This window comes from Streptomyces sp. NPDC018019, assembly GCF_044327805.1.
Taxonomy (GTDB): domain Bacteria; phylum Actinomycetota; class Actinomycetes; order Streptomycetales; family Streptomycetaceae; genus Streptomyces.
Genome location: NZ_JBIRGD010000005.1, coordinates 363,966 through 388,389 on the forward strand (window position 1 = coordinate 363,966; position 24,424 = coordinate 388,389).

The following is a 24,424-nucleotide window of genomic DNA, read 5'->3' on the forward strand; positions in this document are numbered from 1 at the left end:
GTGCACCCCTATGGGCGCGGATGCTGCCATACCGCCGGGTAATCCGACAGGGCGACGCCGAGGATTCCGGGCGGTACGGACGCCGCCCCCATCCGACGGCCGAGGTTCACCCCGCGTTCACCCTCCTCCATCGGCAGCTTCACCTGATCTGCCTAATTTCGGCCGTACCGAGCGGCGCGCCACTCCTCCGGGACGAACGCGGCACGGCATTGCTGGACCACCGGGCCACCCGGTCCGGCTCCCCTTGTCCCACCGCTCCGGCCGCCGCACAGTGACCAGCATCAGGCCGCCCGCCGGGCGGCCGCCCGGCCACCGTCGCGGTGACCACCCGCATCTCCACCCCGCACGCCGAAAGAGCGGCGCGCCCAGGAAGGAACTCTCGACAGTGAAGCAGCTGCAGCGCAAGAACCGGGTTCGCGCCCTCGCCGTCGGCGCTCTCGCCGTCACCGGAGCCCTGGCCCTGTCGGCGTGCGGTTCCGACGACACCAGTGGTGGCGGCGGGGCGGCCTCCGCGGCGAAGACCGGCGACATCAAGTGCGAGGGCAAGGGCAAGCTGCTCGCCTCCGGCTCGTCCGCGCAGAAGAACGCCATGGACGCCTGGGTGCAGGCGTACTCGGGTGCCTGCAAGGACACCGGCATCAACTACCAGCCCACCGGCTCAGGGGCCGGCATCACCACGTTCCTCCAGGGCCAGACCGCCTTCGCGGGCTCCGACTCGGCGCTCAAGCCCGAGGAGGTCGAGAAGTCCAAGAAGGTCTGCAAGGGCGGCCAGGCGATCAACCTGCCGATGGTCGGCGGCCCGATCGCGGTCGGCTACAACGTGCCCGGTGTGGACGGCCTGGTGCTGGACGCCCCCACCCTCGCCAAGATCTTCAACACCGACATCACCAAGTGGAACGACGAGGCGATCAAGAAGCTCAACCCGGACGCCAAGCTGCCGGACCTCAAGATCCAGGCGTTCCACCGCTCGGACGACTCCGGCACCACCGACAACTTCACCAAGTACCTCAAGGCCGCCGCGCCCGATGCCTGGAAGCACGAGCCGGGCAAGACCTGGGAGGGCAAGGGCGGCCAGGCCGCGTCCGGCTCCGCCGGCGTGTCCTCGCAGGTCAAGCAGACCAGCGGCGCGATCTCCTACTTCGAGCTGTCGTACGCCACGGCCGGCAAGATCGACACGGTCAAGCTGGACACCGGCGCCAAGGCCCCGGTCGAGGCCACCGTCGACAACGCCTCCAAGGCCATCGCCGAGGCCAAGCAGGTCGGCCAGGGCAGCGACCTGGCCCTGAAGCTGAACTACACCACCAAGGCCGAGGACGCCTACCCGATCACCCTCGTCACGTACGAGATCGCCTGCGACAAGGGCAACAAGGCGGAGACGCTGCCCGCCACCAAGTCCTTCCTCACCTACATCTCCAGCAAGGACGGCCAGAACGCCCTGAAGGAGCTGGGCTACGCGCCGCTGCCGACCGAGATCGCCGAGAAGGTCCGCTCGGCCGTCTCCTCGCTCTCCTGACCCACCGGGCGGCGGCCCGCGGCCCGCGCAGGCCGCCGCCCGTCCGGTGCACCGCCGCGCCAGGAGTCCCAGCGGGCTCCGCAGACCGGAGAAACCATGAATTCAGCACCCTCGATATCCAGCGCCCCGCCACCGCCCGCGCAGCCCGCCCCCTCCCCGGTGTCCGGCAAGGCGGTACGGCCCGGAGACCGGGTCTTCCTCGGCCTCTCCCGCGGCTCCGGCATCGCGCTCCTGGTGATCATGGCCGCCATCGCGGCCTTCCTCACCGTCCGCTCCGTGATCGCCGTCTCCGGTGACCACGCGAACTTCCTGACCTACTTCGACTGGGCCGCCTCCGGCACCGAGCCGAAGTTCGGCATCGCGGTGCTCGCCTTCGGCACCGTCGTCAGCTCGGTGATCGCGATGATCATCGCGGTCCCGGTCGCGGTCGGCATCGCGCTGTTCATCTCGCACTACGCGCCCCGCAGGCTGGCCTCCCCGCTCGGGTACGTCATCGACCTGCTCGCCGCCGTGCCCAGCATCATCTACGGACTGTGGGGCGCACTCTTCCTCGTCCCGCACCTGACCGGCCTCTACAGCTGGCTGGACGACTACCTCGGCTGGACCGGAATCCTCGCGTACGGCGACGACGCGGCCCGCTCGCTGTTCACCGTCGGCATCCTGCTCGCGATCATGGTCCTGCCGATCGTCACCAGCGTCAGCCGCGAGGTCTTCCTCCAGGCGCCGAAGATGCACGAGGAAGCGGCCCTCGCGCTCGGCGCGACCCGCTGGGAGGTCATCCGCATGTCGGTGCTGCCGTTCGGCCGCTCCGGCATCATCAGCGCCTCGATGCTGGGCCTGGGCCGCGCGCTCGGCGAGACGATGGCCGTGGCCACCGTCCTGTCCCCGAGCTTCCTGATCAACACCAGCCTGCTGGACCCGGGCGGCGGCACCTTCGCCCAGAACATCGCCAGCAAGTTCAGCGAGGCCGACGAGTTCGGGCAGGACGCCCTGATCGCCTCCGGCCTCGTCCTCTTCGTCATCACGCTGCTCGTCAACGGCGCGGCCCGCCTGATCATCGCGCGCCGCAAGGAGTACTCGGGGGCCAACGCATGAGCAACACGGTCACCGCGCCGCGGCCCGTCGCCGACAGCGCACCGCTCCCGGTCTCGCTCCGGCAGCCCCGGCTGCCCCGCTGGGTGCCGGCGGCCCTCGCCCTGGCCGCGGCCGGGCTGGGCTGCGGCATCGGCCTGGCCGCCGGCCTGGAGAGCCGCATCCAGTGGGGCCTGATCGCCGCCCTGCTGTTCATCCTCGGTACGTACGGACTCGCCGCCGCCGTCGAAGGCACCCGGCAGGCCAAGGACCGCCTGGCCACCAGCCTGGTCTGGATCTGCTTCCTGCTGGCCGTGATCCCGCTGGCCTCCCTCATCTGGGAGACCGTCGCACGCGGCGTCAAGGTCCTGGACGGCTACTTCCTCAGTCACTCGATGGGCACCCTGCCGGACGCGATGCCCGGCGGCGGCATCTACCACGCGATCGTCGGCACCCTGCAGCAGGTCGGCCTGGCCACCCTGATCGCCGCGCCGATCGGCCTGCTCACCGCCATCTACCTGGTCGAGTACGGGCGCGGGAAGCTGGCCAAGGCCGTCACCTTCTTCGTCGACGTGATGACCGGCATCCCCTCGATCGTGGCCGGCCTGTTCATCCTGTCGGTGTGGATCCTGATCCTCGGCTTCGGCCCGTCCGGCTTCGCCGGCGCGATGGCCCTGGCGATCCTGATGATGCCGGTGGTCGTGCGCTCCACCGAGGAGATGCTCAAGCTGGTGCCCAACGAGCTGCGCGAGGCGTCCCTGGCCCTCGGCGTGCCCAAGTGGCGCACCATCCTCAAGGTGGTGCTGCCCACCTCGATCGGCGGCATCGCCACCGGCGTCATGCTGGCCGTCGCCCGTATCACCGGTGAGACCGCGCCCGTCCTGCTGCTGGTCTGGGGCGCGAAGACGATCAACAACAACCCCTTCGAAGGCGCCCAGCAGTCGCTGCCCCTGTATGTGTTCCAGCAGTGGCAGCAGGGCTCCGACGCCTCCTACGACCGCGCCTGGGCCGCGGCACTGGTGCTCATCGCCTTCGTCATGATCCTCAACCTGGTGGCCCGCGGCATCGCCCGCTGGAAGGCCCCCAGGACCGGCCGCTGACCTCCCCCACCCCCCGAAAGAAGCAGTGATTCCCATGGCCAAGCGAATCGACGTCAGCGGCCTCTCCGCCTACTACGGCAGCCACAAGGCGATCGATGACATCTCCATGACCGTCGAGCCCCGCTCGGTGACCGCCTTCATCGGCCCCTCGGGCTGCGGCAAGTCGACGTTCCTGCGCACCCTGAACCGGATGCACGAGGTCACCCCCGGCGGCCGTGTCGAGGGCAAGGTGCTGCTGGACGACGAGAACCTGTACGGCAGCGGTGTGGACCCGGTGGCGGTACGCCGTACCGTCGGCATGGTCTTCCAGCGCCCGAACCCGTTCCCCACCATGTCGATCTTCGACAACGTGGCGGCGGGCCTGCGCCTGAACGGCTCGTACAAGAAGTCCGACCTGTCGGTGATCGTGGAGAAGTCCCTCAAGGGCGCCAACCTCTGGAACGAGGTCAAGGACCGGCTGAACAAGCCCGGCTCCGGCCTCTCCGGCGGCCAGCAGCAGCGGCTGTGCATCGCCCGGGCCATCGCGGTCGAGCCGCAGGTGCTGCTGATGGACGAGCCGTGCTCCGCCCTCGACCCGATCTCCACCCTCGCCATCGAGGACCTGATCGGCGAGCTGAAGGAACGCTTCACGATCGTCATCGTGACGCACAACATGCAGCAGGCGGCCCGTGTCTCGGACCGTACGGCCTTCTTCAACCTGGCCGCGGTCGGCCAGCCCGGCAAGCTGGTCGAGATCGACGACACCGAGCGGATCTTCTCCAACCCGTCGGTCCAGGCCACGGAGGACTACATCTCCGGCCGCTTCGGCTGACCGGCCCCGTGCGTCCTGCGGTGCTGCATGGCGGTGCCACCGCAAGGACGAGGGCCCGCCCTCCGGTGCCGGAGGGCGGGCCCGTGAAAGTGTGCGGCCCGCGGGCCGCGTCAGGTCACGCGAACACCAGGTGGACACACCAGTAGGTCAGGGCGGCCACCGCCGCGCCGGCCGGCATGGTGATGAACCAGCCCATGACGATGTTCTTGGCGACGCCCCAGCGCACCGCCCGCGAGCCCTTCGTCGAGCCCACGCCCATGATCGCGGACGTGATGACGTGGGTGGTGGAGATCGGCGCGTGGAACATGAACGAGGCGGTGTACATGACGGACGCCGCGGTCGTCTCGGCGGCGAAGCCCTGCGGCGGGTCCAGCTCGATGATCCGCCGGCCGAGCGTGCGCATGATGCGCCAGCCGCCCGCGTACGTGCCCAGCGACAGGGTCAGCGCACAGGCGATCTTCACCCAGACCGGGATCGCGTCGCCCTGGTCCTCGACGTCCGCGATGACCAGCGCCATCACCACGATGCCCATGGTCTTCTGGGCGTCCTGGAGGCCGTGCCCGAGCGCCATGCCGGCCGCCGAGACCGTCTGCGCTATACGGAATCCCCGCTTCGCCTTGTGCGGGTTGGACTTCCGGAACAGCCACATGATCACGACCATCACCAGATAACCGAGGACCAGGCCGATGACGGGCGAGAGGAACATCGGGACGACGACCTTCTCGATCACGCCCGACCAGTAGACGGTGGTGCCGCCCGCCAGCGCCGCGCCCACCATGCCGCCGAAGAGCGCGTGCGAGGACGACGACGGCAGCCCGAAGTACCAGGTGACGAGGTTCCAGGCGACCGCGCCGACCAGGGCGGCGAAGAGGATGCCCATCCCCTTGGAGCCCTCGGGCGTGGAGATCAGCCCTTCACTGACCGTCTTGGCGACCCCGCTGCCCAGGAAGGCGCCGGCGAGGTTCATCACCGCGGCCATCGCCAGCGCCGCCCGCGGGGTCAGCGCCCGCGTGGAGACGGAGGTCGCGATGGCGTTCGCGGAGTCGTGAAAGCCGTTGGTGTACGTGAAACCGAGCGCGACCCCGATGGTCACGATGAGCGCGAAGGTGTCCACCGGAGGTCAGGACTCCTTGACCGCGATCGTCTCGACCGTATTGGCGACATGCTCGAAGGCGTCGGCCGCCTCTTCCAGGATGTCCACGATCTGCTTGAGCTTGAGCACCTCGATGGCGTCGTACTTGCCGTTGAACAGGTGCGCGAGCAGCTTGCGGTGGATCTGGTCGGCCTGGTTCTCCAGGCGGTTGACCTCGATCCAGTACTCGGTGAGGTTGGACATCGTCCGCAGGTTCGGCATCGCCTCGGCGGTCAGTTCCGCCGCCCGTGCCAGGACCTCGATCTGCTGCTCGACACCCTTGGGCAGCTCCTCGATGCTGTAGAGGACGACCAGGTCGACGGCCTCCTCCATGAAGTCCATGATGTCGTCCAGCTTCGAGGCGAGGTTGTAGATGTCCTCGCGGTCGAAGGGCGTGATGAAGGAGGAGTTCAGCTGGTGGAAGATCGCGTGGGTCGCGTCGTCCCCCGCGTGCTCCGCCGCCCGCATCCTCTCGGCGATCTCTGTCCGCGCGGAGGCGTCCGCCCCGAGCAGTTCCATCAGGAGTTTGGAGCCTGTGACGATGTTGTCCGCGGACGCGGCGAACATGTCGTAGAAGCTCGTCTCCCTGGGGGTCAGACGAAAGCGCACGTGAAATCCTCGGGGTGCATCGGATTCGGTCGAGATGATGCTAGGCGCATCATCCAGCCACAGCTAACCGGCATTCATTCAGTGTCGCCCATCGGGCAGCATGCTCTGCACGGGGGACCGCCCGCGCCCGCGAATTTCTGTACCATATACCCACTAGGGGTATATGAAACGCCTACGTACCACGGGAGATGGCCATGACGACCACGGACGCCGAGACCGACGGCAGCACCGCAGCCGCCGCGGCCTGCCACGCCGACGGGCCGAAAACCGCCTTCCGGCCGGACCCCGCCGCCGTCACCGATCACGATCGGGGCATCCACGGTTACGCGAAGCAGAAGGACGCGCACCTCAAGCGGCTGCGCCGGATCGAGGGCCAGATCCGCGGCCTCCAGCGCATGCTGGAAGAAGATGTGTACTGCATCGACATACTCACCCAGGTCTCGGCGAGCACGAAGGGCCTGCAGTCCTTCGGCCTCCAGCTCCTGGAGGAGCACCTGCGGCACTGCGTCGCGGACGCCGCCGTCAAGGGCCCCGAGGCGATCGACGAGAAGGTCAAGGAAGCCACCAAGGCGATCGAGCGGATGCTGCGCACCTGAGAGCGGCCACCGGGCTCCGGGCCGCGGATGCCGGGCGCACGGCGGCCGTGCGCCGCTCCGCCCGGCGCCGCCCCGTCACGAACGGTCGCCGGGTCCCGGGCCCGGCCGCGCGCGGTCCGCGTCCACGTCCAGCACCTCGTCGATACGGTCCGAGCTGAGCCGATCCTCGCTCGCGGCGGCCGCCGCGATCATCAACTCACCAGTCAGGTCGATCTCGACGAGGGCCACGTGGTCCTGAACCATCGAGTTGCGGTGTCCGGCCACGTACAACACCTCCTCCTTCGAGCGCCTCCCCACTCTTCTGGTGGTTACCGCCCAGAGTAGGTACGGGCGCACGCTCCGCGCATGGCACGGATGGACCATTTCCGCCAGTTCGCACACGCCGTGGTCACGTGCCACCGGGGCAGGGCGGCCCCGGCCGCCCCCGTCGGCGGGCCTCAGCCGCCGTCGGCGGTGACCTTGCCCGTGTAGATGTCGCGCCGGTCCGGCAGCCGGACCGGGACCGGCACCCCGAAGCCGTACAGCGTGGTGGTGGAGGTCACCGACGTCCCGCCCGTCGCGCCGTTGGCGAAGCGGAAGCGCTGGCGGACCTTGCGCAGCCGCCCGGCGTCGTCCAGATACGCGTCGAAGGGCACCACATCGGTGGTGAAGCCTTTCTCCGCCGCGGTCAGCGCGGGCCGGACCGCCGGGGACGCCGCCCGCGCGGCCGAGCCGATGTCCGTCGTCCCGCTGAAGTGCCGTACCGGGACGCCGTCCAGCCGCTCCCGGCCCTCGTACGTCACCTCGCGCACCCCGCGCAGCAGTTCGGCGGCGGCCATCGGGTCGGTCGCGCCGCCGGTGACCAGGTTGCCGTCCGCGAGCGAGGCGGTGTCCACCCGCACCCACTTGTCGGCCGGCACGCCCGCGCCGCGGTTCTTCATGTACAGCGCGGACGGCGTGAGGATCTCCGTGATCGTGCGGTCCGCGCCGTGGCCGTCGCCGGTGTCCGGCAGGCGTACGCTCAGCCGCCCGGTGCGGGTGCGGTAATCGTGGCCGCCCGTGCCCCGGATGGCGATGCGGGTGCCGCCGCTGGTGGTCTCCAGGTCCGTACGCACCCGGGAGGAGCCGGCCCGGACCAGGGCGTCGACGCAGGCGCGCAGGGCGGCGGCGTAGGCCGTACGGCCGGCCGGGGACCCGGCGGACGGGCCCGCCGGGTCCCGCTCCCCGGTGGGCGACCGGACGCCCGGTGGGCGGGCACGGTCGGTGAAGGGCGGCCCGGCCGCGGACCCGCCCACCGGGCCGTCTGCGGAGCGGCCGGCCGAGGTGTGGTCGTCGGCCGCCGCCCCGTTCGAGGAGCAGCCCGTCGTGCACAGACCGACCGCCAGGCCCACCCCGCACGCGGCGGCCACGACGGCGCCGCCTCGCCTGTCCTGCACCACCATCGCGTACGAGCCCCCTCGGCCGCTCTGCTCGTGAAGTTCCGGACCGAGATGTTCCGGTTGCCCCGGACCAGCCCGACCCGTTCCGTTCAACGACTGTTCAGGGCGCTTCGTCACGCCCGTACACCCCGGGCGCGTACCGTGGCGGCGTGCATGACCGAGCCCCGGCAGACCCGATACCGCAGCCCTCAGGGCCGCCCGACCACCGGACCACCACCACCGAGCGAGGCTCCTTCTGCCTGGCCCGCTGTACCTGCGGCTGGCACGGCCCGGCCCGCCGGGCCCGCTCCCAGGCACGGACGGACGCGGAGAACCACCACCGGCCGGATTGAGAGCCCGCGTCCGGCCTCCGGGCGGGCACACCGCACCCGCCCGGACGCTCCGGCAGCACGCCCCTGGAACCTCCCGCGCCTTCCGCCTCATCTGAGGAGGGGGAAGTCATCCACGGCGCGCGGACCCTCAAGGGGTCCCAAAAAGGGGCAGTTCAGCATGAAGCGGCGCACGATACTGGCGGCCGGCGGCGGATTCGCGGCGACGGCCGTCGCCGGGACCGCGGCCTGCGGCGGCAACTCCGGCCAGGCGAGCCCCCCGGGCACCGGCTCGGCATCCGGCGGCATCGGCCTGACGGCCGACTCGCAGCCCGCCAAGCGCCCGGCCGACGCGGCCTCTTGGGACGCGCTGCGCAAGAGCCTGGACGGCACGTTGATCCGCGCCGGGGACGCCGCGTACGACACCGCCCGGCGCCTGTACAACACCCGTTTCGACGCTCTGAAGCCCGCGGCCGTCGCATACGTGCGGCACCCGGCCGACATAGCCGAGTGCCTGTCCTTCGCCCGCCGCCACGCCGCCCCCGTCGCGATACGCAACGGGGGTCATTCGTACGCCGGCTGGTCCAGCGGCAACGGCAAACTGATCATCGACGTGTCGGCCCTGAACACGGTCTCCGCACCCTCCGGCGGCATCACGCGCATCGGCGCCGGCGCCAAACTCATCGAGGTCTACGAGGGCCTCGGCAAACACCACGTCACCATCCCCGGCGGCTCCTGTCCGTCCGTCGGCATATCGGGCCTGACCCTCGGCGGCGGCCATGGCGTCGCGTCCCGCGCGTACGGACTGACCTGCGACAGCCTGGTCGGCGCCACCGTCGTCACGGCCGACGGCAAGACCGTCGAGTGTGACGACAAGCGCAACAGCGACCTGTTCTGGGCGCTGCGCGGCGCCGGCAACGGGAACTTCGGCGTCGTCACCGAACTCCGCTTCCGCACCCACGCGGCGCCCCGCTCGGTCATGGCCTACCTGACCTGGCCCTGGGCGAAGGCGACCGCCGTGCTGCGCTCCTGGCAGGAGTGGGGGCCCGCCCAGCCCGGCGAGATATGGTCCTCCCTGCACCTGGACGCCCACCCCGGCGGCACCCCCTCCGTCTCCGTCGCGGCCTTCTCCCTCGGCACGTACGGCGACCTCCAGAACGCCGTGGACCAGCTGGCCGACCGGGCGGGCGGCCCCGGCCCCGCGAAGTCGGTACACCTGACGCCCACCTCGTACCTGGACGCGATGGAGTCCTACGCGGGCTGCTCCTCGAAGACCACCGAGCAGTGCCACCTGCCGGGCGCCCTCCCCGGCCGCAGCACCTCCGGCAAGCTCGCCCGCGAGACGTACGCGGCCCGCTCCGACTTCTACGACCGCTCGCTCGACGCGGCCGGCCAGCGGGCCCTGCTGGGCCAGATCGAGGCGGCGAGCCGCAAGGGCGTCGCGGGCAACGCGTCGCTGACCGCGCTGGGCGGGGCGATCAACCGGGTCCGCCCCGCCGACACCGCCTTCGTGCACCGCCGCTCGCGTTTCCTCGCGCAGTACCTGGCGTCCTGGAAGGCGGGCGGTACGGGCTCCGCGCAGAACGCCTGGCTGTCCGCCATCCACGGCGCGATGCGCCGCTACGCGTCGGGCGCGGCCTACCAGAACTACACCGACCCGGGCCTGACCGACTGGAAGAAGGCCTACTACGGGGCCGCCGCCGACCGGCTCACGAAGCTGAAGCAGCAGTACGACCCGAACGGGCTGTTCCGGACGTTCCCGCAGGCGCTGTGACGTTCCCGCAGGCGCTGTAACGATTCGGCACCCGACTCCGGCCACGCGTCGCATCATGCGGCGCCCGGCCCCGGACACGCGTCGGGGGAGGTACCCGGCCCCCGGCCCGGTCCTCCCCCGACGTGCGGCGTCCTGTCCTCGTCCCGGCTACGCCGCCAGATCCTCGTCCCGCTCGGTCCGGGACACCGGCGGCACGGCCGTCACCGGCTCGGACACCGGCCGGGCCGCCGGGCCGCCGGACCGGACGAGCCACCATCCGGGCGAGCGCCCCACGGCCGTCGCCACCGGCACCAGCATCGCCTGCGCCACCGGCGCGAGCAGCAGCGCCACCGCCGTGCCGAGCGCGAAGCCGCCGATCACGTCGGTCGGGTAGTGCACGCCCATGTAGACCCGGCAGAACCCTTCCAGCAGCGCCAGCCCGATCCCCACCAGTCCGTACTTGCGGTGGGCGATGAACAGTCCGACGCCGACCGCCATCGTCAGCGTCGCGTGGTCGCTCACGAACGAGAAGTCGCTCTTGCCCGGAATGAGCACCTCCAGGCCCGCGTGGTCCCTGAACGGCCGGGGCCGCCCCACCACCGCCCGGATCGGGATGTTGGCCAGCAGCGCGACACCGGCCGCCAGCGGCGCCCAGACCAGGCCCGCCACCGCGGCCGGCGCGTCCGGCCGCTTGCGGGCGCCCCACCAGGCGATCAGGCACAGCACGGCGAGGCCGGCGATGATGCCGTACTCGCCGACGTACTCCATGGCGCGGTTGAGCCAGTGCGGGGCGTCCTTCGCGAGGCCGTTGATGCCGTCGAGCACGTCCACGTCGGGGTTCGACCCGTCCATTGCGAGTCCAGCCATCTGCCGCGGCCCCTTACCTTTCGCGCGCGCGAGCGCCGTGTGAGTGCTGCCAACCCCCGTGGTCGTCGGGCGTGGCCGGATTCCCACGGCCCCGCCATGTCTCCCCGCCCAGGAAACGCGATGCGCATCCGTGCCGTTCCAGCTTCCACCGGATGATCACCAGGACGTTACCGAAGAGAGACCGATGTCCGCAGTTCAGGGCCCCATGTTCACGCAGCGTTCGCGCTGGGCAGCGCTTTCGCGCCGGCTTCGGTGACCCGGGTCGCACCGATGTAGTCCGGCTTGTCGATCTTGTCGAACCGGATGACCGCGCCCGTGTACGGAGCGTTGATCATGTATCCGCCGCCCACGTAGATCCCCACGTGGTGGATGGACCGCGGATCGTTCAGGTCGTGCGCGAAGAACACCAGGTCTCCCGGCAGCAGCTCGTCCCGTTTGGGGTGCGGTCCGGCGTTCCACTGGTCGTTGGCGACGCGCGGCAGCTCGATGCCCACCGAGTGGTAGGCCGCCTTTGTCAGCCCCGAGCAGTCGAAACGCCCGTTCTGTTCAGGTGTGCCGTTTCCGCCCCACAAGTACGGTTTGCCCAACTGCTCCTGGGCGAAGTAGATCGCGGAGGCGGCCTGCCGGGACGGCGCCACCCGCCCCACCGGTGCCGCGAAGCTTTTCGCGAGGGTGGTGATGATCCGCACGTAGTTCTGCGTCTCGCTGATCGCCGGCACCCCGCCCGCCTTGATGACGCGGTACGCGCCCGCGTTGTAGGCCGCCAGCATGTTGTGCGCCGGGTCGCCCGGGACGTCCTTCACGTACTTCGCCAGTTCGCAGTCGTACGACGCCGCCGACGGGATCGCGTCCGCCGGGTCCCACACGTCCCGCCGGCCGTCCCCGTTCCCGTCGATCCCGTGCGACTGCCACGTGCCGGGGATGAACTGGGCGATGCCCTGCGCCGCCGCCGGGCTCTGCGCCCGGGGGTTCCAGCCGCTCTCCTGGTAGAGCTGGGCGGCGAGCAGCGCGGGATTGATGGCGGAGCACAGATTGCCCCACTTCTGCACCAGCGGCTGGTACGCCGCCGGCACGGCCCCCTTCGCCAGCCCCACGGCCCGGCCCGCGCCGCCTGCCAGGCCCGCGGCGGCGGAGTACACGCCCACCACGAGGAGCGCGAGGAAACAGAGCACCAGCCCGACTCCGAGCCCACCGGCCACCCAGTATTTGCGCACCCCCCAACCCTCCCCCAAACGGGCGTGTTTCACCGCTGTTTTCGGCATGTACCTCGCCACACAGAGCCGTACCGGCCCGATTCCGCGCCCCCCTGCGACCGCCCGGGGCTCGCCCCCCGCCCCGCTTCACTCCCCCAGCTCGAACCAGACCGACTTGCCGTGCCCCGGCCCGTGGCGGCAGACACCCCACTCGTCGGCACACGCGCCGACCAGGTACAGCCCCCGGCCGTCCACCGCTCCCCCCGCGGGCCGCCGCCGGACCGGCAGCCCCGGCGCCCCGTCGTGCACCAGGACGCGCAGCGTGGCCGGCGCGGGCCACTCCCCGTACAGCGTCACCGGCTCCGAACAGCCACTGTCCCGGCAGGCGTTGACGGCGTTCGTCACCACCTCGGACGTCAACAGCAGCGCGGTGTCCGCCAGGTCCCGCCGCCCGGCGGCCCGCACCGCCGTACCGACCGCGTCCCTGGCCGTACGCACCCAGCCCGGATCCGGCGGGAAGACGAGCGAGAAGTCGCCCAGCGTGTGCGGCCGGCCTGCGGCCTCGGCGGTGGGACACATGACGTGGCCTCCTCGGGTCACGGGGCCCGGCCGGGCGTGGCGCACGGGGGTGGCCGGTGCCGTCGAAGGTAGGAAAGCGCTTTTGGAAGTTACAACCTCTTCCGGCCAATCTCGCTCGGACGGGTGGTATCGCCCCGGCTCACCGTCCCCCGCCGCACCACCGCGCGAGACTGCCCGGGACCCGAGGAGGAAGCGATGCCACCCAGGAGCCGGCCCAGCGAGCGCCACCGCCGCCTCGGCGCCGAACTGCGCAAACTACGCCTGAGCGCCGGGCTGTCGGGAGACCGGGCCGCCCTCCTGATCGGCGCCGACCGCGGCCGCGTGAGCAACATCGAGGCGGGCCGGGTCGACGTCCCGCGCAACGGGCTCCACAAGTTGCTCCGGGCCTACGGCTGCACGGAAGGCCCCCTCTTCGAGGGGCTGATGGCGATGGCCCAGGACCGGGGAAAGGGCTGGTGGGACGCGTACCGCGAGGTGATGGAACAGCCGGCCCTCGACCTCGCCGAACTGGAGTGGCGCGCGGCCCACATCCGCAACCACGAACCACTCGTGATCCCCGGGGTACTGCAGACCGCCGCGTACGCACGGGCGGTGTGCAAGATGTTCGACGAGTCCGACGCGGCGATCGACCAGTACGTCCGGTTCCGTATGGCGCGGCAGCGCATCCTCGACGAGCAGCACGGCACGCCGTACCACGCGGTCATCCAGGAGGGCGCGCTGCGCACCCGCGTGGGCAGCGCGGAGATCATGCGCCGCCAGCTCCGGCGTCTCATCGAGCTGGCCCGGCTGCCCCACCTGACGCTGCAGATCTTCCCCTTCGAAGCCGGGCCCTACTCCGGGGTGAGCCGCTCGTTCAGCATCTACGGCGGCCCCACGCCCGCGCTCGACACCGTCCGCCTGGAACAGCCCGTGGCCTCCGTCGTGCTGCGCGACGAGGAGCACACGAGCCGGTACGGCAAGATCTTCGCCAAGCTGACCGAACTCGCGCTGCCGCCGGTTGACCCGGAGGCCAGGCCTGAGTCTCATGAGGGCCGGGACTCGCTGACCCTCATTCAGCACCTGATGTACGCCTCCTAGGAGTGACGCGATGCCCCGGCTCACCTGGCGGAAGTCCTCGTACAGCGGAAGCGGCCAGGACGACTGCGTGGAGGTGGCGCGGTACCCGGGCGGGCCGGTCTTCTACCGTGAGAGCGACCGGTCCGGCGTCATCGCGCGGGCCGCCGCGCCCAGCTGGGCCGCGTTCCTCCGGGCCGTCAAGACCGGCGGCAGCGCGCCCGGCCCCCGCTGACCTGCCCGCCCACCACCGAAGCCCGACGAAGGAAGCCATGCCGACCGCCCCCACACCCCCCGCGCACCTCCGCTGGCAGAAGGCCACGGACGACGAGAGCGCGCCCGAGTACATCGAGGTGGCCTTCGGGGACGACGGCCACGTCTACCTGCGGACGAACACCGAGCCGGACAACGTCGTGGTGACGACGCGCACCAAGTGGGACGCGTTCGTGCTCGGCGTGAAAGCCGGGGAGTTCGACCACTTCGTGGGACTTTGATGACAATTGCCTGGGGTAATCGGTCGTGATACACACGTCACGCCGGTGGAGCCCGGAGCGCCGTACGCCTCCGTATGCACGCAATCCCCACGGCATCCGTCGAAGAAAGCCGCCAAGTCGACATCCGGTGGCGGTTTTGTCAGCGAAGATAGAGGCCGGCCCGTACCGCGTGGCGCGGGTGCGCAACTACTCATAAGGGGCGGTGAGTTCATACATGTACTTGGCGGCCGAAAAGGGCGACATCACCACCATCATTGGCGGAATCGCCCCGAACTGGGGCCCGTTCGGGACCCTGGGCAACGAGGCCCGCGTGATGATCGAAGTGGTCATGGCAGTAGCGATTCTGCTCTGCCTCGGCATCGCGATCTGGGGCGCGGCCAAGCAGCGCATCGGTGCCACGGCGCTGCGCGACACGTTCAGCGCCGAACAGGGCAAGGGCCTCATCGTGGCGGGCCTGACCGGGGTCTTCATCATCGGATCACTGGGCACGCTGTTCACGATCGTGTACGGGATGGCGGTGTAGCCCGCCGTACGGGCGGGGCACCGGATCGCCGTACGGCCGGGGGCACCGTACCGCCACGCGGCCGCGCCACCGGATCGCCACGGCCGCCGGGCCGCGAGGCGCCGGGGCAGCGGCGGCCGGAGCGGCGTTCTGGCGGGCATCGCCCCGGCGGACGGTGGCCGGTACGGGGAGGGGCCGGCCGCCCGCGCCGTACGGCACCCGGCCGGCCCCTCCCGCGCCGTCCCACCGCCCGCCACACCACGTACCGGCGGCCTCGCGCCCCCAACGCGCTCCCGGTCCCGCACCCCCTGGCCCCGCGCCCTTCCGTACGCCCCTCCGGACCCCGTCAGCCCAGCCCTCCCCCGCCTCCCCCACCACAGGCCCCACCTCACCGCCGAGAGCACATGCCGATGCCCGACCGTCCCGCCCCGCGTGGTTCCGCTTTGCGCCACTCCGGCGAGCAACGGGCCGATTGGGCCGCGTTCCGGACGGGGACACAAGGGCATGGCGGGGACGGAGCGGCGGACGCGGCGTACGAGGTGGCCGCACCCGTCGCAAGGTCCCCCATTCGCCTCTTCCGCCCAGCATCTGAGGTCCCGTCACGGTGAGATGTACTCATACCACTGCGCCCGAGCCGCCGCCCGCGCGGCTACGGTCATACACGGGTGGCGGAACGACGGCAGTGACGGCTAGGTCGGTTGAGGGGGCACAGGCGCGATGAGTCTCGGCGATGGCGGTGGATACGGCGGTGGCGAGCCCGGCGGCCCGGACGCGGGCGGGCAGACCCGCACCAGACTCCCGGACGGCGGCAGCGACCCGTACGGGTCCGGCCGCCGGCCCCGGGCGGGCCTCTCCAGCCGGAACCTGATCACGGTCGTCGGGGTGGTGGTGCTGCTGATCGCGGCCATCGCCTTCGCGAACCGGGGCGGGGGCGGCCAGGGGGCCGCCGACGACACCCCGAAGGACACGGACGCCCGCCCCACCGCCCCGACCGGCACCAAGCCGGTCACCGGCAAGAACGACGGCATCGCGACAGGCTTCGCGAAGACGGAGCAGGGGGCGCAGTCGGCGGCGGCGAATTATGCGGTGGCGTTGGGTTCCGACGGCATGTTCAAGGCCGACAGCCGTCACGCCATAGTGGACCAGGTCTACACACCGCAGGCAGCAGCCCGGCTCAAAGGTTCGCAGGACAAGGCGTACTCGGCGGAATTCCTGCGCAAACTCGGGCTCGACGCGGCCGGCAACGCCCCCAAGGGCATGACCTTCATCTCCCGCACAATCCCCGTCGGCACGAAGGTCGAGCAGTTCGGCGACGACAAAGCCAAGGTCGCGGTCTGGTACACGGGGCTGATCGGCATGGCGGGCCCCGGGTCCACCGATCCGGTCCGTACGGACTGGCAGACCTGGACGTTCGACCTGTCCTGGTCGGGCGGGGACTGGAAGATCACCAACGACTCGCAGAAGAGCGGCCCCGCGCCGGTCGCCGGGGACATCCCGGCCGCCGGTGCCGGGGAGATCAGCAAGGCGGTCAAGGATTACGGAGGGTTCACGTATGCCAGGTAGTCCGCGCCGCTCACGCCATCGAGCCCGCTCGGTCCTGTCCGCCTGGGCGGGCATCCAGACCGCCGTCTTCATGCTGGCCGCCCGCGCCACCGCGGCCCCGACGCCGCCACCTTCAGGCACAGCGTCCCCCTCGCCGTCCCCCAGCGCGAGTAACGACCCGTGCGACCTGCTGATCGGGTCGGCGAAGGACTACTGCCAGAAAGACGCCGACGGCGCCACCGCCCCCAAATCCCCCGGCGGCCTCACCGACAACAACCCCCTCGATCCCCTCACCTCCCTCGCCAAGGGCTGTGCCAACGCCGCCGCCTGGATCGTCGACAAGCTGTCCGATGCCGTGAAGGCGACCTCGCAGGTCGACTTCACCAATCCCGCGTTCCTCAGGCAGTACGCCGTCGTCTTCGCCGCCTCGACCGTGCTGACGCTCGTGCTGTGGCTGCTGGCCGTCGCCAAGCGGGCCGTGCGCGGGGTGCAGCTGACCGAGGCGATCAGCGAGGCGGTCGGGTTCCTGTGGCTGACCGTGCTGGCCTCCGCGTTCACGCCGCTGATCCTCTATACGGTCGTCTCGGCCACCGACGGCATCACCGAGATCATCGCCAAGGGCACCGGCGCGCAGACCGACACGTTCTTCGGCGCGTTCGCCGCGGCCCTGAAGAAGGACACCGACATCGGCGGCGGCCCGATCATGCTGATCGTGGTCTCGCTGGTGTCCGTGCTGGCGGCCGGCGTCCTGTGGCTGGAGCTGGTGATCCGGGCGGCCCTGCTGTACGTGGGCGCGCTGCTCGGCACGGTCGTCTACGCGGGCCTGGTCGACAAGAACATGTGGGGCCACGTCCGCCGCTGGGCGGGCATCATGATCGCCGTGATCATGGTGAAGCCGGTGATCGTGATCGTGCTGGGCATCGCCGGCGCGCTCTCCTCCGGGGACGGCCCGAACGCCTTCTCGGCCGTGGTCTCCGGCCTGGCGATCATCCTGCTGGCCATCTTCGCCAGCGCCGTGATCTACCGTTTCGTCCCCGGCTTCGGCGACGAGCTGGTCTCGGCCCGTACGAACAAGAAGCAGGCCACCGAGGGCTCCCAGGCCGCCGCCGTGATCTCCTCGCCCGCCGCGCTGGTGTCCCAGGGCATCAAGGCGCACAGTTCCCGCAGGTCCGGCGGGGGCGGCGGCGCGGAGCCGAGCGGCGGACAGCCCCGGCCCGCGGACGCGGTGTCCGGCGGTGTGGCCGCCCACAGCAGCCGCAACAGCGGTTCCCCCGGGGGCGGTGGCCGCGTCCCGGCCCCCGCCGCCCCCGCATCCCGTACGCATCCGTCCTCCGGTTCGAGCACGGGCTCCTCCAGCACCGCCCGCACTGGCAAGACCCCAGGAGGTGACGGGCGTTGACGACCCAGTCCCACCCGATCACGCCCCGCCGCACCTATTTGCTCGGCCGCGCCCGCCCGAACGCGATCGTCGGCAAGAACCGCGAGACCGGCGAGATCGCGCTGATCATCGCGGGCGCGTTCCTCGGCATGCTGTGCGGCCTGCTGGTGCCGGTGCTGTCGCTGCGGATCGCTTCCCTGACCGGTTTCCCGCTGCTGGCGATCGCCGCGGTCTACTTCCCGTACCGCGGCCGTACGTTCTACAAGTGGTTCGAGATCAACCGCAGCTACCGGCGCACGGTCCGCCGGGGCGCGACGTACCGTTCCGGCGCCGCCGAGGCGGGCGTCCGCCTCGACGGCCGCGAGGTGGAGATCGGCCCGCCGCCCGGCATCGGGCGCATCAACTGGCTGTCCGCGCCGTTCGGGCCGGACGAGATCGCCGTGCTGCTGCACGCCGACCGCCGTACGGTCACCGCCGCCATCGAGATCGAGGGGCCGGGCGTCGGCCTGCGCGACAGCGAGGACCAGGAGGCCCTGGTCGAACGGTTCGGCACGCTGCTCAAGCACGTCGCCAACGGGGACGGCTTCGTCACCCGCCTCCAGATGCTGGCCCGTACGCTCCCCGCCGACCCGGACGCGCACGCCAAGGACGTGGCCCAGCGCGGCGACCCGCGGTCCCCGGAATGGCTCCGCGAGTCGTACGACCAGCTCCAGTCCATGGTCTCCACCTCCTCCGAGCAGCACCGCGCCTACCTGGTCGCCTGTATGCACTACACCCGCGAACTGGCCGCCGAGGCGCACACGATGGCGCGCGCTGCGCAGCTGCACCACGGCGGGCTGGTCCGTAAGAAGCTGGACCGGGACGCGGGCCTGGCGGTCGTCATGGCGCGCGAGCTGACCGACATCTGCGCGCGGCTGGCCGAGGCCGACATCCGCGTACGGCAGCCCCTCGGGCAGAGCAGGCTGTCCTCCCTGGTGCACTCCATGTACGACCCGGACCACCCCATCGACCACATCCAGGCGATGACCAAGCGCAACGCCTGGCCGGCCGAGCTGGACGCGATGGAGCCGACGTACCTCCAGGCCAAGACCCGGGAATCGGCCACCCGCGCGCCGTGGTGCCACGCCACGGCCTGGATCAAGGAGTGGCCGCTGACCCCGGTCGGCGTCAACTTCCTGGCTCCGTTGCTTGTGCACACGCCCGATGTGATCCGTACGGTGGCGGTCTGCATGGACCTGGAGCCCACCGAGATCGCGATCGAGCGGATGCTGACCGAGAAGACCAACGACGACGCGGAGGCCAGCCGGGCCGCGAAGATGAACCGGGTGGTCGACCCGCGCGACGTGGCCCACCACGGCCGCGTCGACCAGCGCGGCGAGGACCTGGCCTCGGGCGCCGCGGGCGTCAACCTGGTCGGCTACATCACCGTCTCCGCCCGTTCCCCGGAGGCGCTGGCCCGCGACAAGCGCACCATCCGCGCCTCGGCGGGCAAGAGTTACCTCAAACTGGAGTGGTGCGACCGGGAACACCACCGCGCCTTCGTCAACACGCTGCCGTTCGCGACCGGGATCCGCCGCTAAGCCGCTGGGAGGCGCGTACGTCATGGCCATGCTCGATCCGCTCGCGGCACTCACCGAGGCGTTCACCAGCTTCCTGTTCGGGAAGGTGGAGACGACGCGGCTGCCGGTACGGACCTCCACCGGCCAGGCCCAGGCGGTCTACCTGCCCACCGCCGCGCCGGGCCTGGGCGACTCCGGCGTGATCATCGGCCGCGAGGTCTACAGCGGCAAGGGCTACATCTACGACCCGTTCCAGCTGTACGGACAGCAGCTGCCCGCGCCGCACTGGCTCGTCCTCGGCGAGTCCGGCAACGGCAAGTCCGCGCTGGAGAAGACGTACGTGCTGCGCCAGCTCCGCTTCCGCGACCGGCAGGTCGTCGTCCTCGACGCCCAGGGCGAGGACGGCGTCGGCGAGTGGAACCTGATCGCCCAGCAGCTGGGCATCACCCCCATCCGCCTCGACCCCACCGCCGCCCTCAACGGCGGCATCCGCCTCAACCCCCTGGACCCGTCGATCACCACGACCGGCCAGCTGGCCCTGCTCCGTACGATCATCGAGGTCGCCATGGGGCGCGGCCTGGACGAGCGCTCCGGCTTCGCGCTCAAGGTGGCCCACGCGTACGTCAACGAGACGATCACCAACCGCCAGCCGGTCCTCACCGACATCGTCGAGCAGCTGCGCCACCCGGAGGAGGAGTCCGCGGAGGCCATGAACGTCGACATAGACGACGTACGGGCCTGGGGCCTGGACGTGGCGCTGGTGCTCGACCGGCTCGTCGACGGCGACCTGCGCGGCATGTTCGACGGCCCGACCACGGCCGGCATCGACCTGGACGCGCCGCTGATCGTCTTCGACCTGTCGCACATCGACCGCAACTCGATCGCGATGCCGATCCTGATGGCCATCGTCGGCGTGTGGCTGGAACACACCTGGATCCGCCCCGACCGGAAGAAACGGATCTTCCTCGTCGAGGAGGCCTGGCACATCATCAACTCGCCGTTCGTGGCCCAGCTGTTCCAGCGCCTGCTGAAGTTCGGCCGCCGCCTCGGCCTGTCCTTCGTCGCCGTCGTCCACCACCTCAGCGACGTGGTGGACGGCGCCGCCGCCAAGGAGGCCGCGGCGATCCTGAAGATGGCCTCCACCCGTACGATCTACGCCCAGAAGACGGACGAGGCACGGGCCACCGGCGGCGTCCTGGGCCTGCCGCGCTGGGCGGTGGAGATCATCCCGACGCTCACCCCCGGTATCGCGGTGTGGGACGTCAACGGCAACGTCCAGGTCGTCAAACACCTGATCACCGAGGCCGAACGGCCGCTGGTCTACACCGACCGGGCGATGACCGAGACCTCCGCGGCGATGACGGAGGAAGCGCTCGCGATCGGGCGGGCGGCGGACGCGGAGGCCGAGCGACGGGCCGAAGCGCTCGCGATGCAGCGGCAGTTCCGGGACGAGTCGAGCGAGACGGTGGCGTGACGCGGGGATACGGGCACGGGCACGGCGGTACGGACGGTACGGGAGCTGCCGGTGGTACGGGCGGTGCGTCCGGCGGGCGGGGGCGGGGCGTTCCCGACTCCCTCCTGGTCGGCGTGCTCGCCTTCCTCCTCGGCCTGACCGTCCTGGCGTGGACGGCGACCGGCCTGGCCGGCCTCTTCGCACACGGCGCCTGGCCGGACGGCGTGACCTTCTCCCGTACCCCGCTGGCGCTGCGCAGCCTGATAGCCGCCCCGCACGACCTCCCGGCCGCCTGGCCGGACACCCCCGCCGGCCAGCTCTCCGGCTACGGCCTGTTCTGGGGCATCCTCATCAGCGAATTGCTGGTGCTGGTCGTCCTGACGGTGTTCACCCTGGGCACGATCGCCCGCTACCGGGCCGTACGCGCCAACCGCCGGGCCGGGGGCAAGGGCACCGCTCCCGCAGCGCCGGCACCGGGCTCGTCGGGGGCCATGACGCCGGCACCGGGCCCGTCGGGGGTCACGACGCCGGCGCCGGGCCCGGAGGCCGTGGCGCCACCGGCTGCGGGGCCTGCGCCCGCCGCCGCGGCCCCTGGCGCGCCCGAGACGGCAGCCCCTGCCGGACCGGCCGCACCGACTCACCCTGGAGGCGTACCAGCCGCACCGATCCCCGCATCCGCCCCACCGATCACCCCACCCACTTCAGCCACTCTCCCCTCTCCAACCGCTCCCACTTCTCCAACCGCTCCCACCTCTCCGACCACTCCCGCGCCCGCGCTCACGGCCGTCGGCCCCGCCGTCCCCGCGAGCGACCCCACCCCCGCCCCGCCCGTGCACTACGGCTCCGACCGCCGCCAGGCCGGCGCACTCGCCGCAGCCGCCATCACCGCCGCCGAGGGCCCCCTCGTGGTGGCCACCACCGATCCGTCCCTCTGGGCCGACACCAAGGACGCCCGCGCCAAGCTGGGCCCCCTGCTGACCTACGACCCGCAGCACCTGCTGGACACTCCGGCGCGGATGCGCTGGTCCCCGACGTCCGGTTGCGAGGACATCGGTACCGCCGCCGCCTGTGCGACCGCGCTGCTCGCCCCCGTACGGCCGTCCAGCGCCCTCGACTCGGCGGTGGCCGACGCCGCGACGACCCTGCTGCGCTGCTGGCTGCACGCCGCCGCCGTGGACGGCCGTCCCTTCCGCCAGTTGCACCGCTGGGCGCACACCAGCGGCGCCGCGCACGAGCCCGTACGCATCCTGCGCACGAACCAGAAGGCGTCGGCCGGCCAGGCGGGCGAGCTGGAATCCGTACTGACCGCACACGCGGAACGCCGGGAGATGGCCAAGGAACTGGTCTCCCGCACCCTGGCGTCGCTGGCGTCGATCCACATCCGGGACGCCTGCAATCCGGCGCGATCCGATGCCCTCCTTCTCGAATCTTTCATCGACGAAGGGGGAACGCTCTACGTGGTAGGGGAATCCATCGAGGATCCGCGGACCACTCCGGGTGCGATGCCGCTGCTCACCGCACTCCTCTCCAACGTGGTCGAGCACGGCCGCCGCATGGCCGAACGGTCATCCGCCGGTCGGCTCGACCCACCACTCACCTTCGTCCTGCACGACATCGCGGCGCTCGCGCCGTTCCCCGCGCTGCCCGGCCTGCTGGAAACCGGCCGCGCGCAGGGCCTGTTGACGCTGGCCACACTGCGCTCGGAGGAACAGGCGCGCGCCCGCTGGCCACACCGGTCCCTGCCGTCCTGACCGGCGCGCCCATAGCTGTGCGCCTCCAGCCGTACGTCCGTGACCGCGCACCCGTAGCCGCCCTCACCGCCGGGAGCGTCACGGCTACGCCTCCCGGTTACGTCTCCCGGTTACGTCTCCCGGTTACGCGCGCTCCAGCGTCATCTCGCGGTCGACGGCCGGCCCGCCCTTCGGATCGGCCATCGTCCGGCCGGTCTCGACGAAGCCGAGCGACCGGTAGAGCGCCGCCGCGCGCTCGTTCTCCTCGTGCACCCAGAGCCGTACGCGGCCCACCGCCGGCTCGGAGCGGCTCCACGCCCACTCCACCGCCGCCGCGAACAGTTCGCGCGCCAGCCCCGTGCCGCGGTGTTCCGGACGCACGTACACGCCGACGATGTGCGCCCACGGCGCCTCGCCGCCCCGCTCGTCCGCCCCCTCCTTCTCGACGAGCACGACGACCATGCCGCCCCAACTGCCGTCCGGAGCCTCTCCGATGATGGTCAGCGGGTCCCGGTCCTCGTCACTGCGGCCCGCCCGCCGCTGCCACACCTCGTCCGGATACGCGGCGACCTTCTGGAAGGACTCGTGGAAGGCGATGCGCGCGACCGGATCGGCGAGCGCCGCCAGCCGGAGTTCCCTGAGCCGCTTCCACTCGTCCGCCTTCACGGGCCTGATCAGATACCCCATCGGCCCAGCATCCCAGCAGCTCTTCCCCCTGGCCACCGGTAATTCACCCTCCCCACCGGCCACTTACTAGTTAGGCTAGCCTCACCTAACTCACTTTCGGTTTGCGGAGGCACCACCTTGCCCGAATCCCCCACTCCGACCGGCACGGGTCCACACCGACCCGCTTCTTCGCCCCCTCTTTCGCCCGCCTCCTCGACCGGCACCGGGCCTCTCGCCCTCCGCCTGGCCGGCCTCGCCGGGATCGCGGCGTCCGTGGCGTGGCTCATCGGTGACATCCTGCTGCTGGGGAAGCCCATGGGGTCACCGGATCAGTACCCGATCCTGAACGCGTACGACGGCATGGCGCGCGACTCGCTCGCCGCGATGCTGCCGGCCTCCACCACACGTCTGGCCTGGGGCGCCCTCCTGGGCGTCCTGACAGGGCCGCTCTACCTCGTGGCCTGCCGCCACTTCCGCCAGGCACTGCGCCCGCAACCCCGCCGGGTCTCCTTGCCGCCCTATCTGTTGCTGACGGCGGGCTACGCGCTCGCCCCCTTCGCTCACGGCTCGTTCTTCTACTGGGGCCAGGCCGCAAAGGCGGTCCACGAGTCCGGCGCGCGCTCCGATGTGCTGACCGCTCTTCCGGGGGACCTCGCCACGGTGCTCTTCATAGCGTACGCCGTACTCCTGGCGCTCTGGGTGGTCGGCTCCGTCTGGCTGGCCGTCCTCGTCCTGCGCGGCGGCACCGCCCTCCCCCGCTGGATGTGTATCGCGAATCCGCTGGTCTGCACCGTCATAGGCACCCTGGTGACCAAGCTCTGGCCAGGGGCCATCGGTACGGCCCTCCAGGGAGCCTCCCTGAGCGCCGCGAACCTGCTCCTCTTCACCCTCACCACCGTGGCCTTCTGGAAGAAGACCACCTGAAGCGTTCCGGAAAATGCAAAACCCCCGAAATGCAGGAAGCCCCGCACCATACGGTGCGGGGCTTCCCACATTCACAATTAGTTCGGCGGCGTCCTACTCTCCCACAGGGTCCCCCCTGCAGTACCATCGGCGCTGAAAGGCTTAGCTTCCGGGTTCGGAATGTAACCGGGCGT

24 protein-coding genes and 1 rRNA gene are annotated in these 24,424 nt (G+C 71.1%); 16 read left to right on the forward strand and 9 right to left on the reverse strand.

Features of this window, described 5'->3' with window-relative positions; all coding sequences use genetic code 11:
* Window positions 1-385: 385 nt before the first annotated feature.
* The 4 genes from pstS (at window position 386) to pstB (ending at window position 4,495) form a co-directional block, all read left to right on the forward strand.
* Window positions 386-1,513: a phosphate ABC transporter substrate-binding protein PstS gene (pstS, locus tag ACH4FX_RS11800; RefSeq protein ID WP_398477647.1), complete on the forward strand. Its 1,128-nt coding sequence runs from the start codon at window positions 386-388 to the stop codon at window positions 1,511-1,513.
* Window positions 1,514-1,609: 96 nt separating this feature from the next.
* Window positions 1,610-2,608 (forward strand): phosphate ABC transporter permease subunit PstC, encoded by a 999-nt coding sequence (gene pstC / locus ACH4FX_RS11805; RefSeq protein ID WP_398477649.1) that lies wholly within the window; start codon window positions 1,610-1,612, stop codon window positions 2,606-2,608.
* Window positions 2,605-3,684: a phosphate ABC transporter permease PstA gene (gene pstA / locus ACH4FX_RS11810; RefSeq protein ID WP_398477650.1), complete on the forward strand. Its 1,080-nt coding sequence runs from the start codon at window positions 2,605-2,607 to the stop codon at window positions 3,682-3,684. The genes pstC and pstA overlap by 4 nt, the downstream gene beginning before the upstream one ends.
* A 34-nt stretch (window positions 3,685-3,718) precedes the next feature.
* Window positions 3,719-4,495, forward strand: coding sequence for a phosphate ABC transporter ATP-binding protein PstB (pstB, locus tag ACH4FX_RS11815; protein ID WP_398477652.1), 777 nt, complete (start codon window positions 3,719-3,721; stop codon window positions 4,493-4,495).
* A 115-nt stretch (window positions 4,496-4,610) separates the two neighbouring features.
* Here pstB and ACH4FX_RS11820 read toward each other — a convergent pair whose 3' ends face one another.
* Together ACH4FX_RS11820 and ACH4FX_RS11825 are read right to left on the reverse strand one after the other, a co-directional pair.
* Entirely contained in the window at window positions 4,611-5,609 is a 999-nt protein-coding gene (locus ACH4FX_RS11820) for an anion permease (RefSeq protein ID WP_398477654.1), read from the reverse strand.
* A gap of 6 nt (window positions 5,610-5,615) precedes the next feature.
* On the reverse strand, window positions 5,616-6,236 hold the full coding sequence (locus ACH4FX_RS11825) for a DUF47 domain-containing protein (protein ID WP_003983068.1): 621 nt from the start codon (window positions 6,234-6,236) through the stop codon (window positions 5,616-5,618).
* Between the two features lie 194 nt (window positions 6,237-6,430).
* Here ACH4FX_RS11825 and ACH4FX_RS11830 point away from each other — a divergent pair, with 194 nt between their 5' ends.
* Window positions 6,431-6,832 (forward strand): metal-sensitive transcriptional regulator, encoded by a 402-nt coding sequence (locus ACH4FX_RS11830; protein WP_398477656.1) that lies wholly within the window; start codon window positions 6,431-6,433, stop codon window positions 6,830-6,832.
* Between the two features lie 75 nt (window positions 6,833-6,907).
* On the opposite strand, the gene ACH4FX_RS11835 is transcribed toward ACH4FX_RS11830, so the two are convergent.
* Window positions 6,908-7,096 (reverse strand): hypothetical protein, encoded by a 189-nt coding sequence (locus tag ACH4FX_RS11835; RefSeq protein ID WP_398477728.1) that lies wholly within the window; start codon window positions 7,094-7,096, stop codon window positions 6,908-6,910.
* 173 nt (window positions 7,097-7,269) lie between these two features.
* Window positions 7,270-8,253, reverse strand: coding sequence for a hypothetical protein (locus ACH4FX_RS11840; protein WP_398477658.1), 984 nt, complete (start codon window positions 8,251-8,253; stop codon window positions 7,270-7,272).
* Window positions 8,254-8,739: 486 nt separating this feature from the next.
* On the opposite strand from ACH4FX_RS11840, the gene ACH4FX_RS11845 reads away from it, so the two are divergent.
* Window positions 8,740-10,332: an FAD-binding oxidoreductase gene (locus ACH4FX_RS11845; protein ID WP_398477659.1), complete on the forward strand. Its 1,593-nt coding sequence runs from the start codon at window positions 8,740-8,742 to the stop codon at window positions 10,330-10,332.
* Window positions 10,333-10,479: 147 nt separating this feature from the next.
* Here ACH4FX_RS11845 and ACH4FX_RS11850 read toward each other — a convergent pair whose 3' ends face one another.
* The 3 genes from ACH4FX_RS11850 to ACH4FX_RS11860 form a co-directional block, all read right to left on the reverse strand.
* Entirely contained in the window at window positions 10,480-11,178 is a 699-nt protein-coding gene (locus ACH4FX_RS11850) for a phosphatase PAP2 family protein (RefSeq protein WP_398477661.1), read from the reverse strand.
* A gap of 209 nt (window positions 11,179-11,387) precedes the next feature.
* Window positions 11,388-12,392, reverse strand: coding sequence for an NlpC/P60 family protein (locus tag ACH4FX_RS11855; protein ID WP_398477663.1), 1,005 nt, complete (start codon window positions 12,390-12,392; stop codon window positions 11,388-11,390).
* Between the two features lie 126 nt (window positions 12,393-12,518).
* Window positions 12,519-12,950, reverse strand: coding sequence for an ATP-binding protein (locus ACH4FX_RS11860; RefSeq protein ID WP_398477665.1), 432 nt, complete (start codon window positions 12,948-12,950; stop codon window positions 12,519-12,521).
* A 195-nt stretch (window positions 12,951-13,145) separates the two neighbouring features.
* Here ACH4FX_RS11860 and ACH4FX_RS11865 point away from each other — a divergent pair, with 195 nt between their 5' ends.
* From ACH4FX_RS11865 to ACH4FX_RS11905, 9 genes are all read left to right on the forward strand, one after another.
* The gene (locus tag ACH4FX_RS11865) at window positions 13,146-14,027 is read left to right on the forward strand and encodes a helix-turn-helix domain-containing protein (protein ID WP_398477667.1); all 882 of its coding nucleotides are present in this window, start codon (window positions 13,146-13,148) and stop codon (window positions 14,025-14,027) included.
* Between the two features lie 10 nt (window positions 14,028-14,037).
* The gene (locus tag ACH4FX_RS11870) at window positions 14,038-14,238 is read left to right on the forward strand and encodes a DUF397 domain-containing protein (RefSeq protein WP_398477669.1); all 201 of its coding nucleotides are present in this window, start codon (window positions 14,038-14,040) and stop codon (window positions 14,236-14,238) included.
* A gap of 37 nt (window positions 14,239-14,275) precedes the next feature.
* Window positions 14,276-14,497: a DUF397 domain-containing protein gene (locus ACH4FX_RS11875; RefSeq protein ID WP_398477671.1), complete on the forward strand. Its 222-nt coding sequence runs from the start codon at window positions 14,276-14,278 to the stop codon at window positions 14,495-14,497.
* Window positions 14,498-14,711: 214 nt separating this feature from the next.
* Window positions 14,712-15,020, forward strand: coding sequence for a hypothetical protein (locus tag ACH4FX_RS11880; RefSeq protein WP_003985768.1), 309 nt, complete (start codon window positions 14,712-14,714; stop codon window positions 15,018-15,020).
* A gap of 696 nt (window positions 15,021-15,716) precedes the next feature.
* The gene (locus ACH4FX_RS11885; RefSeq protein ID WP_398477672.1) at window positions 15,717-16,562 is read left to right on the forward strand and encodes a hypothetical protein; all 846 of its coding nucleotides are present in this window, start codon (window positions 15,717-15,719) and stop codon (window positions 16,560-16,562) included.
* On the forward strand, window positions 16,552-17,940 hold the full coding sequence (locus tag ACH4FX_RS11890) for a hypothetical protein (RefSeq protein WP_398477674.1): 1,389 nt from the start codon (window positions 16,552-16,554) through the stop codon (window positions 17,938-17,940). The genes ACH4FX_RS11885 and ACH4FX_RS11890 overlap by 11 nt, the downstream gene beginning before the upstream one ends.
* Window positions 17,937-19,499 carry an SCO6880 family protein gene (locus tag ACH4FX_RS11895; RefSeq protein WP_398477676.1) on the forward strand — a complete coding sequence of 521 codons (1,563 nt, stop codon included), beginning with the start codon at window positions 17,937-17,939 and terminating at the stop codon, window positions 19,497-19,499. Before ACH4FX_RS11890 ends, ACH4FX_RS11895 begins: the two co-directional genes overlap by 4 nt.
* Window positions 19,500-19,527: 28 nt before the next feature.
* Window positions 19,528-20,952: an ATP-binding protein gene (locus ACH4FX_RS11900; protein ID WP_398477724.1), complete on the forward strand. Its 1,425-nt coding sequence runs from the start codon at window positions 19,528-19,530 to the stop codon at window positions 20,950-20,952.
* Window positions 20,949-22,682, forward strand: coding sequence for a type VI secretion protein (locus tag ACH4FX_RS11905; protein WP_398477678.1), 1,734 nt, complete (start codon window positions 20,949-20,951; stop codon window positions 22,680-22,682). The genes ACH4FX_RS11900 and ACH4FX_RS11905 overlap by 4 nt, the downstream gene beginning before the upstream one ends.
* A 123-nt stretch (window positions 22,683-22,805) precedes the next feature.
* On the opposite strand, the gene ACH4FX_RS11910 is transcribed toward ACH4FX_RS11905, so the two are convergent.
* Window positions 22,806-23,348 (reverse strand): GNAT family N-acetyltransferase, encoded by a 543-nt coding sequence (locus tag ACH4FX_RS11910; RefSeq protein WP_398477680.1) that lies wholly within the window; start codon window positions 23,346-23,348, stop codon window positions 22,806-22,808.
* A gap of 117 nt (window positions 23,349-23,465) precedes the next feature.
* On the opposite strand from ACH4FX_RS11910, the gene ACH4FX_RS11915 reads away from it, so the two are divergent.
* On the forward strand, window positions 23,466-24,251 hold the full coding sequence (locus ACH4FX_RS11915; protein WP_398477682.1) for a DUF6796 family protein: 786 nt from the start codon (window positions 23,466-23,468) through the stop codon (window positions 24,249-24,251).
* An 80-nt stretch (window positions 24,252-24,331) separates the two neighbouring features.
* Here ACH4FX_RS11915 and rrf read toward each other — a convergent pair.
* Window positions 24,332-24,424 (reverse strand): 5S ribosomal RNA (gene rrf, locus ACH4FX_RS11920); the annotation flags it as partial.

Coding starts and splice junctions, on each gene's coding strand:
- ACH4FX_RS11875 (WP_398477671.1), top strand. CDS start 14,276: ATGCCGACCGCCCCCACACCCCCCGCGCACCTCCGCTGGCAGAAGGCC.
- ACH4FX_RS11860 (WP_398477665.1), bottom strand. CDS start 12,950: ATGTGTCCCACCGCCGAGGCCGCAGGCCGGCCGCACACGCTGGGCGAC.
- ACH4FX_RS11840 (WP_398477658.1), bottom strand. CDS start 8,253: ATGGTGGTGCAGGACAGGCGAGGCGGCGCCGTCGTGGCCGCCGCGTGC.
- pstC (WP_398477649.1), top strand. CDS start 1,610: ATGAATTCAGCACCCTCGATATCCAGCGCCCCGCCACCGCCCGCGCAG.
- pstB (WP_398477652.1), top strand. CDS start 3,719: ATGGCCAAGCGAATCGACGTCAGCGGCCTCTCCGCCTACTACGGCAGC.
- ACH4FX_RS11850 (WP_398477661.1), bottom strand. CDS start 11,178: ATGGCTGGACTCGCAATGGACGGGTCGAACCCCGACGTGGACGTGCTC.
- ACH4FX_RS11900 (WP_398477724.1), top strand. CDS start 19,528: ATGCTCGATCCGCTCGCGGCACTCACCGAGGCGTTCACCAGCTTCCTG.
- ACH4FX_RS11885 (WP_398477672.1), top strand. CDS start 15,717: ATGAGTCTCGGCGATGGCGGTGGATACGGCGGTGGCGAGCCCGGCGGC.
- pstA (WP_398477650.1), top strand. CDS start 2,605: ATGAGCAACACGGTCACCGCGCCGCGGCCCGTCGCCGACAGCGCACCG.
- ACH4FX_RS11910 (WP_398477680.1), bottom strand. CDS start 23,348: ATGGGGTATCTGATCAGGCCCGTGAAGGCGGACGAGTGGAAGCGGCTC.
- ACH4FX_RS11890 (WP_398477674.1), top strand. CDS start 16,552: ATGCCAGGTAGTCCGCGCCGCTCACGCCATCGAGCCCGCTCGGTCCTG.
- ACH4FX_RS11880 (WP_003985768.1), top strand. CDS start 14,712: ATGTACTTGGCGGCCGAAAAGGGCGACATCACCACCATCATTGGCGGA.
- ACH4FX_RS11830 (WP_398477656.1), top strand. CDS start 6,431: ATGACGACCACGGACGCCGAGACCGACGGCAGCACCGCAGCCGCCGCG.
- ACH4FX_RS11865 (WP_398477667.1), top strand. CDS start 13,146: ATGCCACCCAGGAGCCGGCCCAGCGAGCGCCACCGCCGCCTCGGCGCC.
- ACH4FX_RS11870 (WP_398477669.1), top strand. CDS start 14,038: ATGCCCCGGCTCACCTGGCGGAAGTCCTCGTACAGCGGAAGCGGCCAG.
- ACH4FX_RS11845 (WP_398477659.1), top strand. CDS start 8,740: ATGAAGCGGCGCACGATACTGGCGGCCGGCGGCGGATTCGCGGCGACG.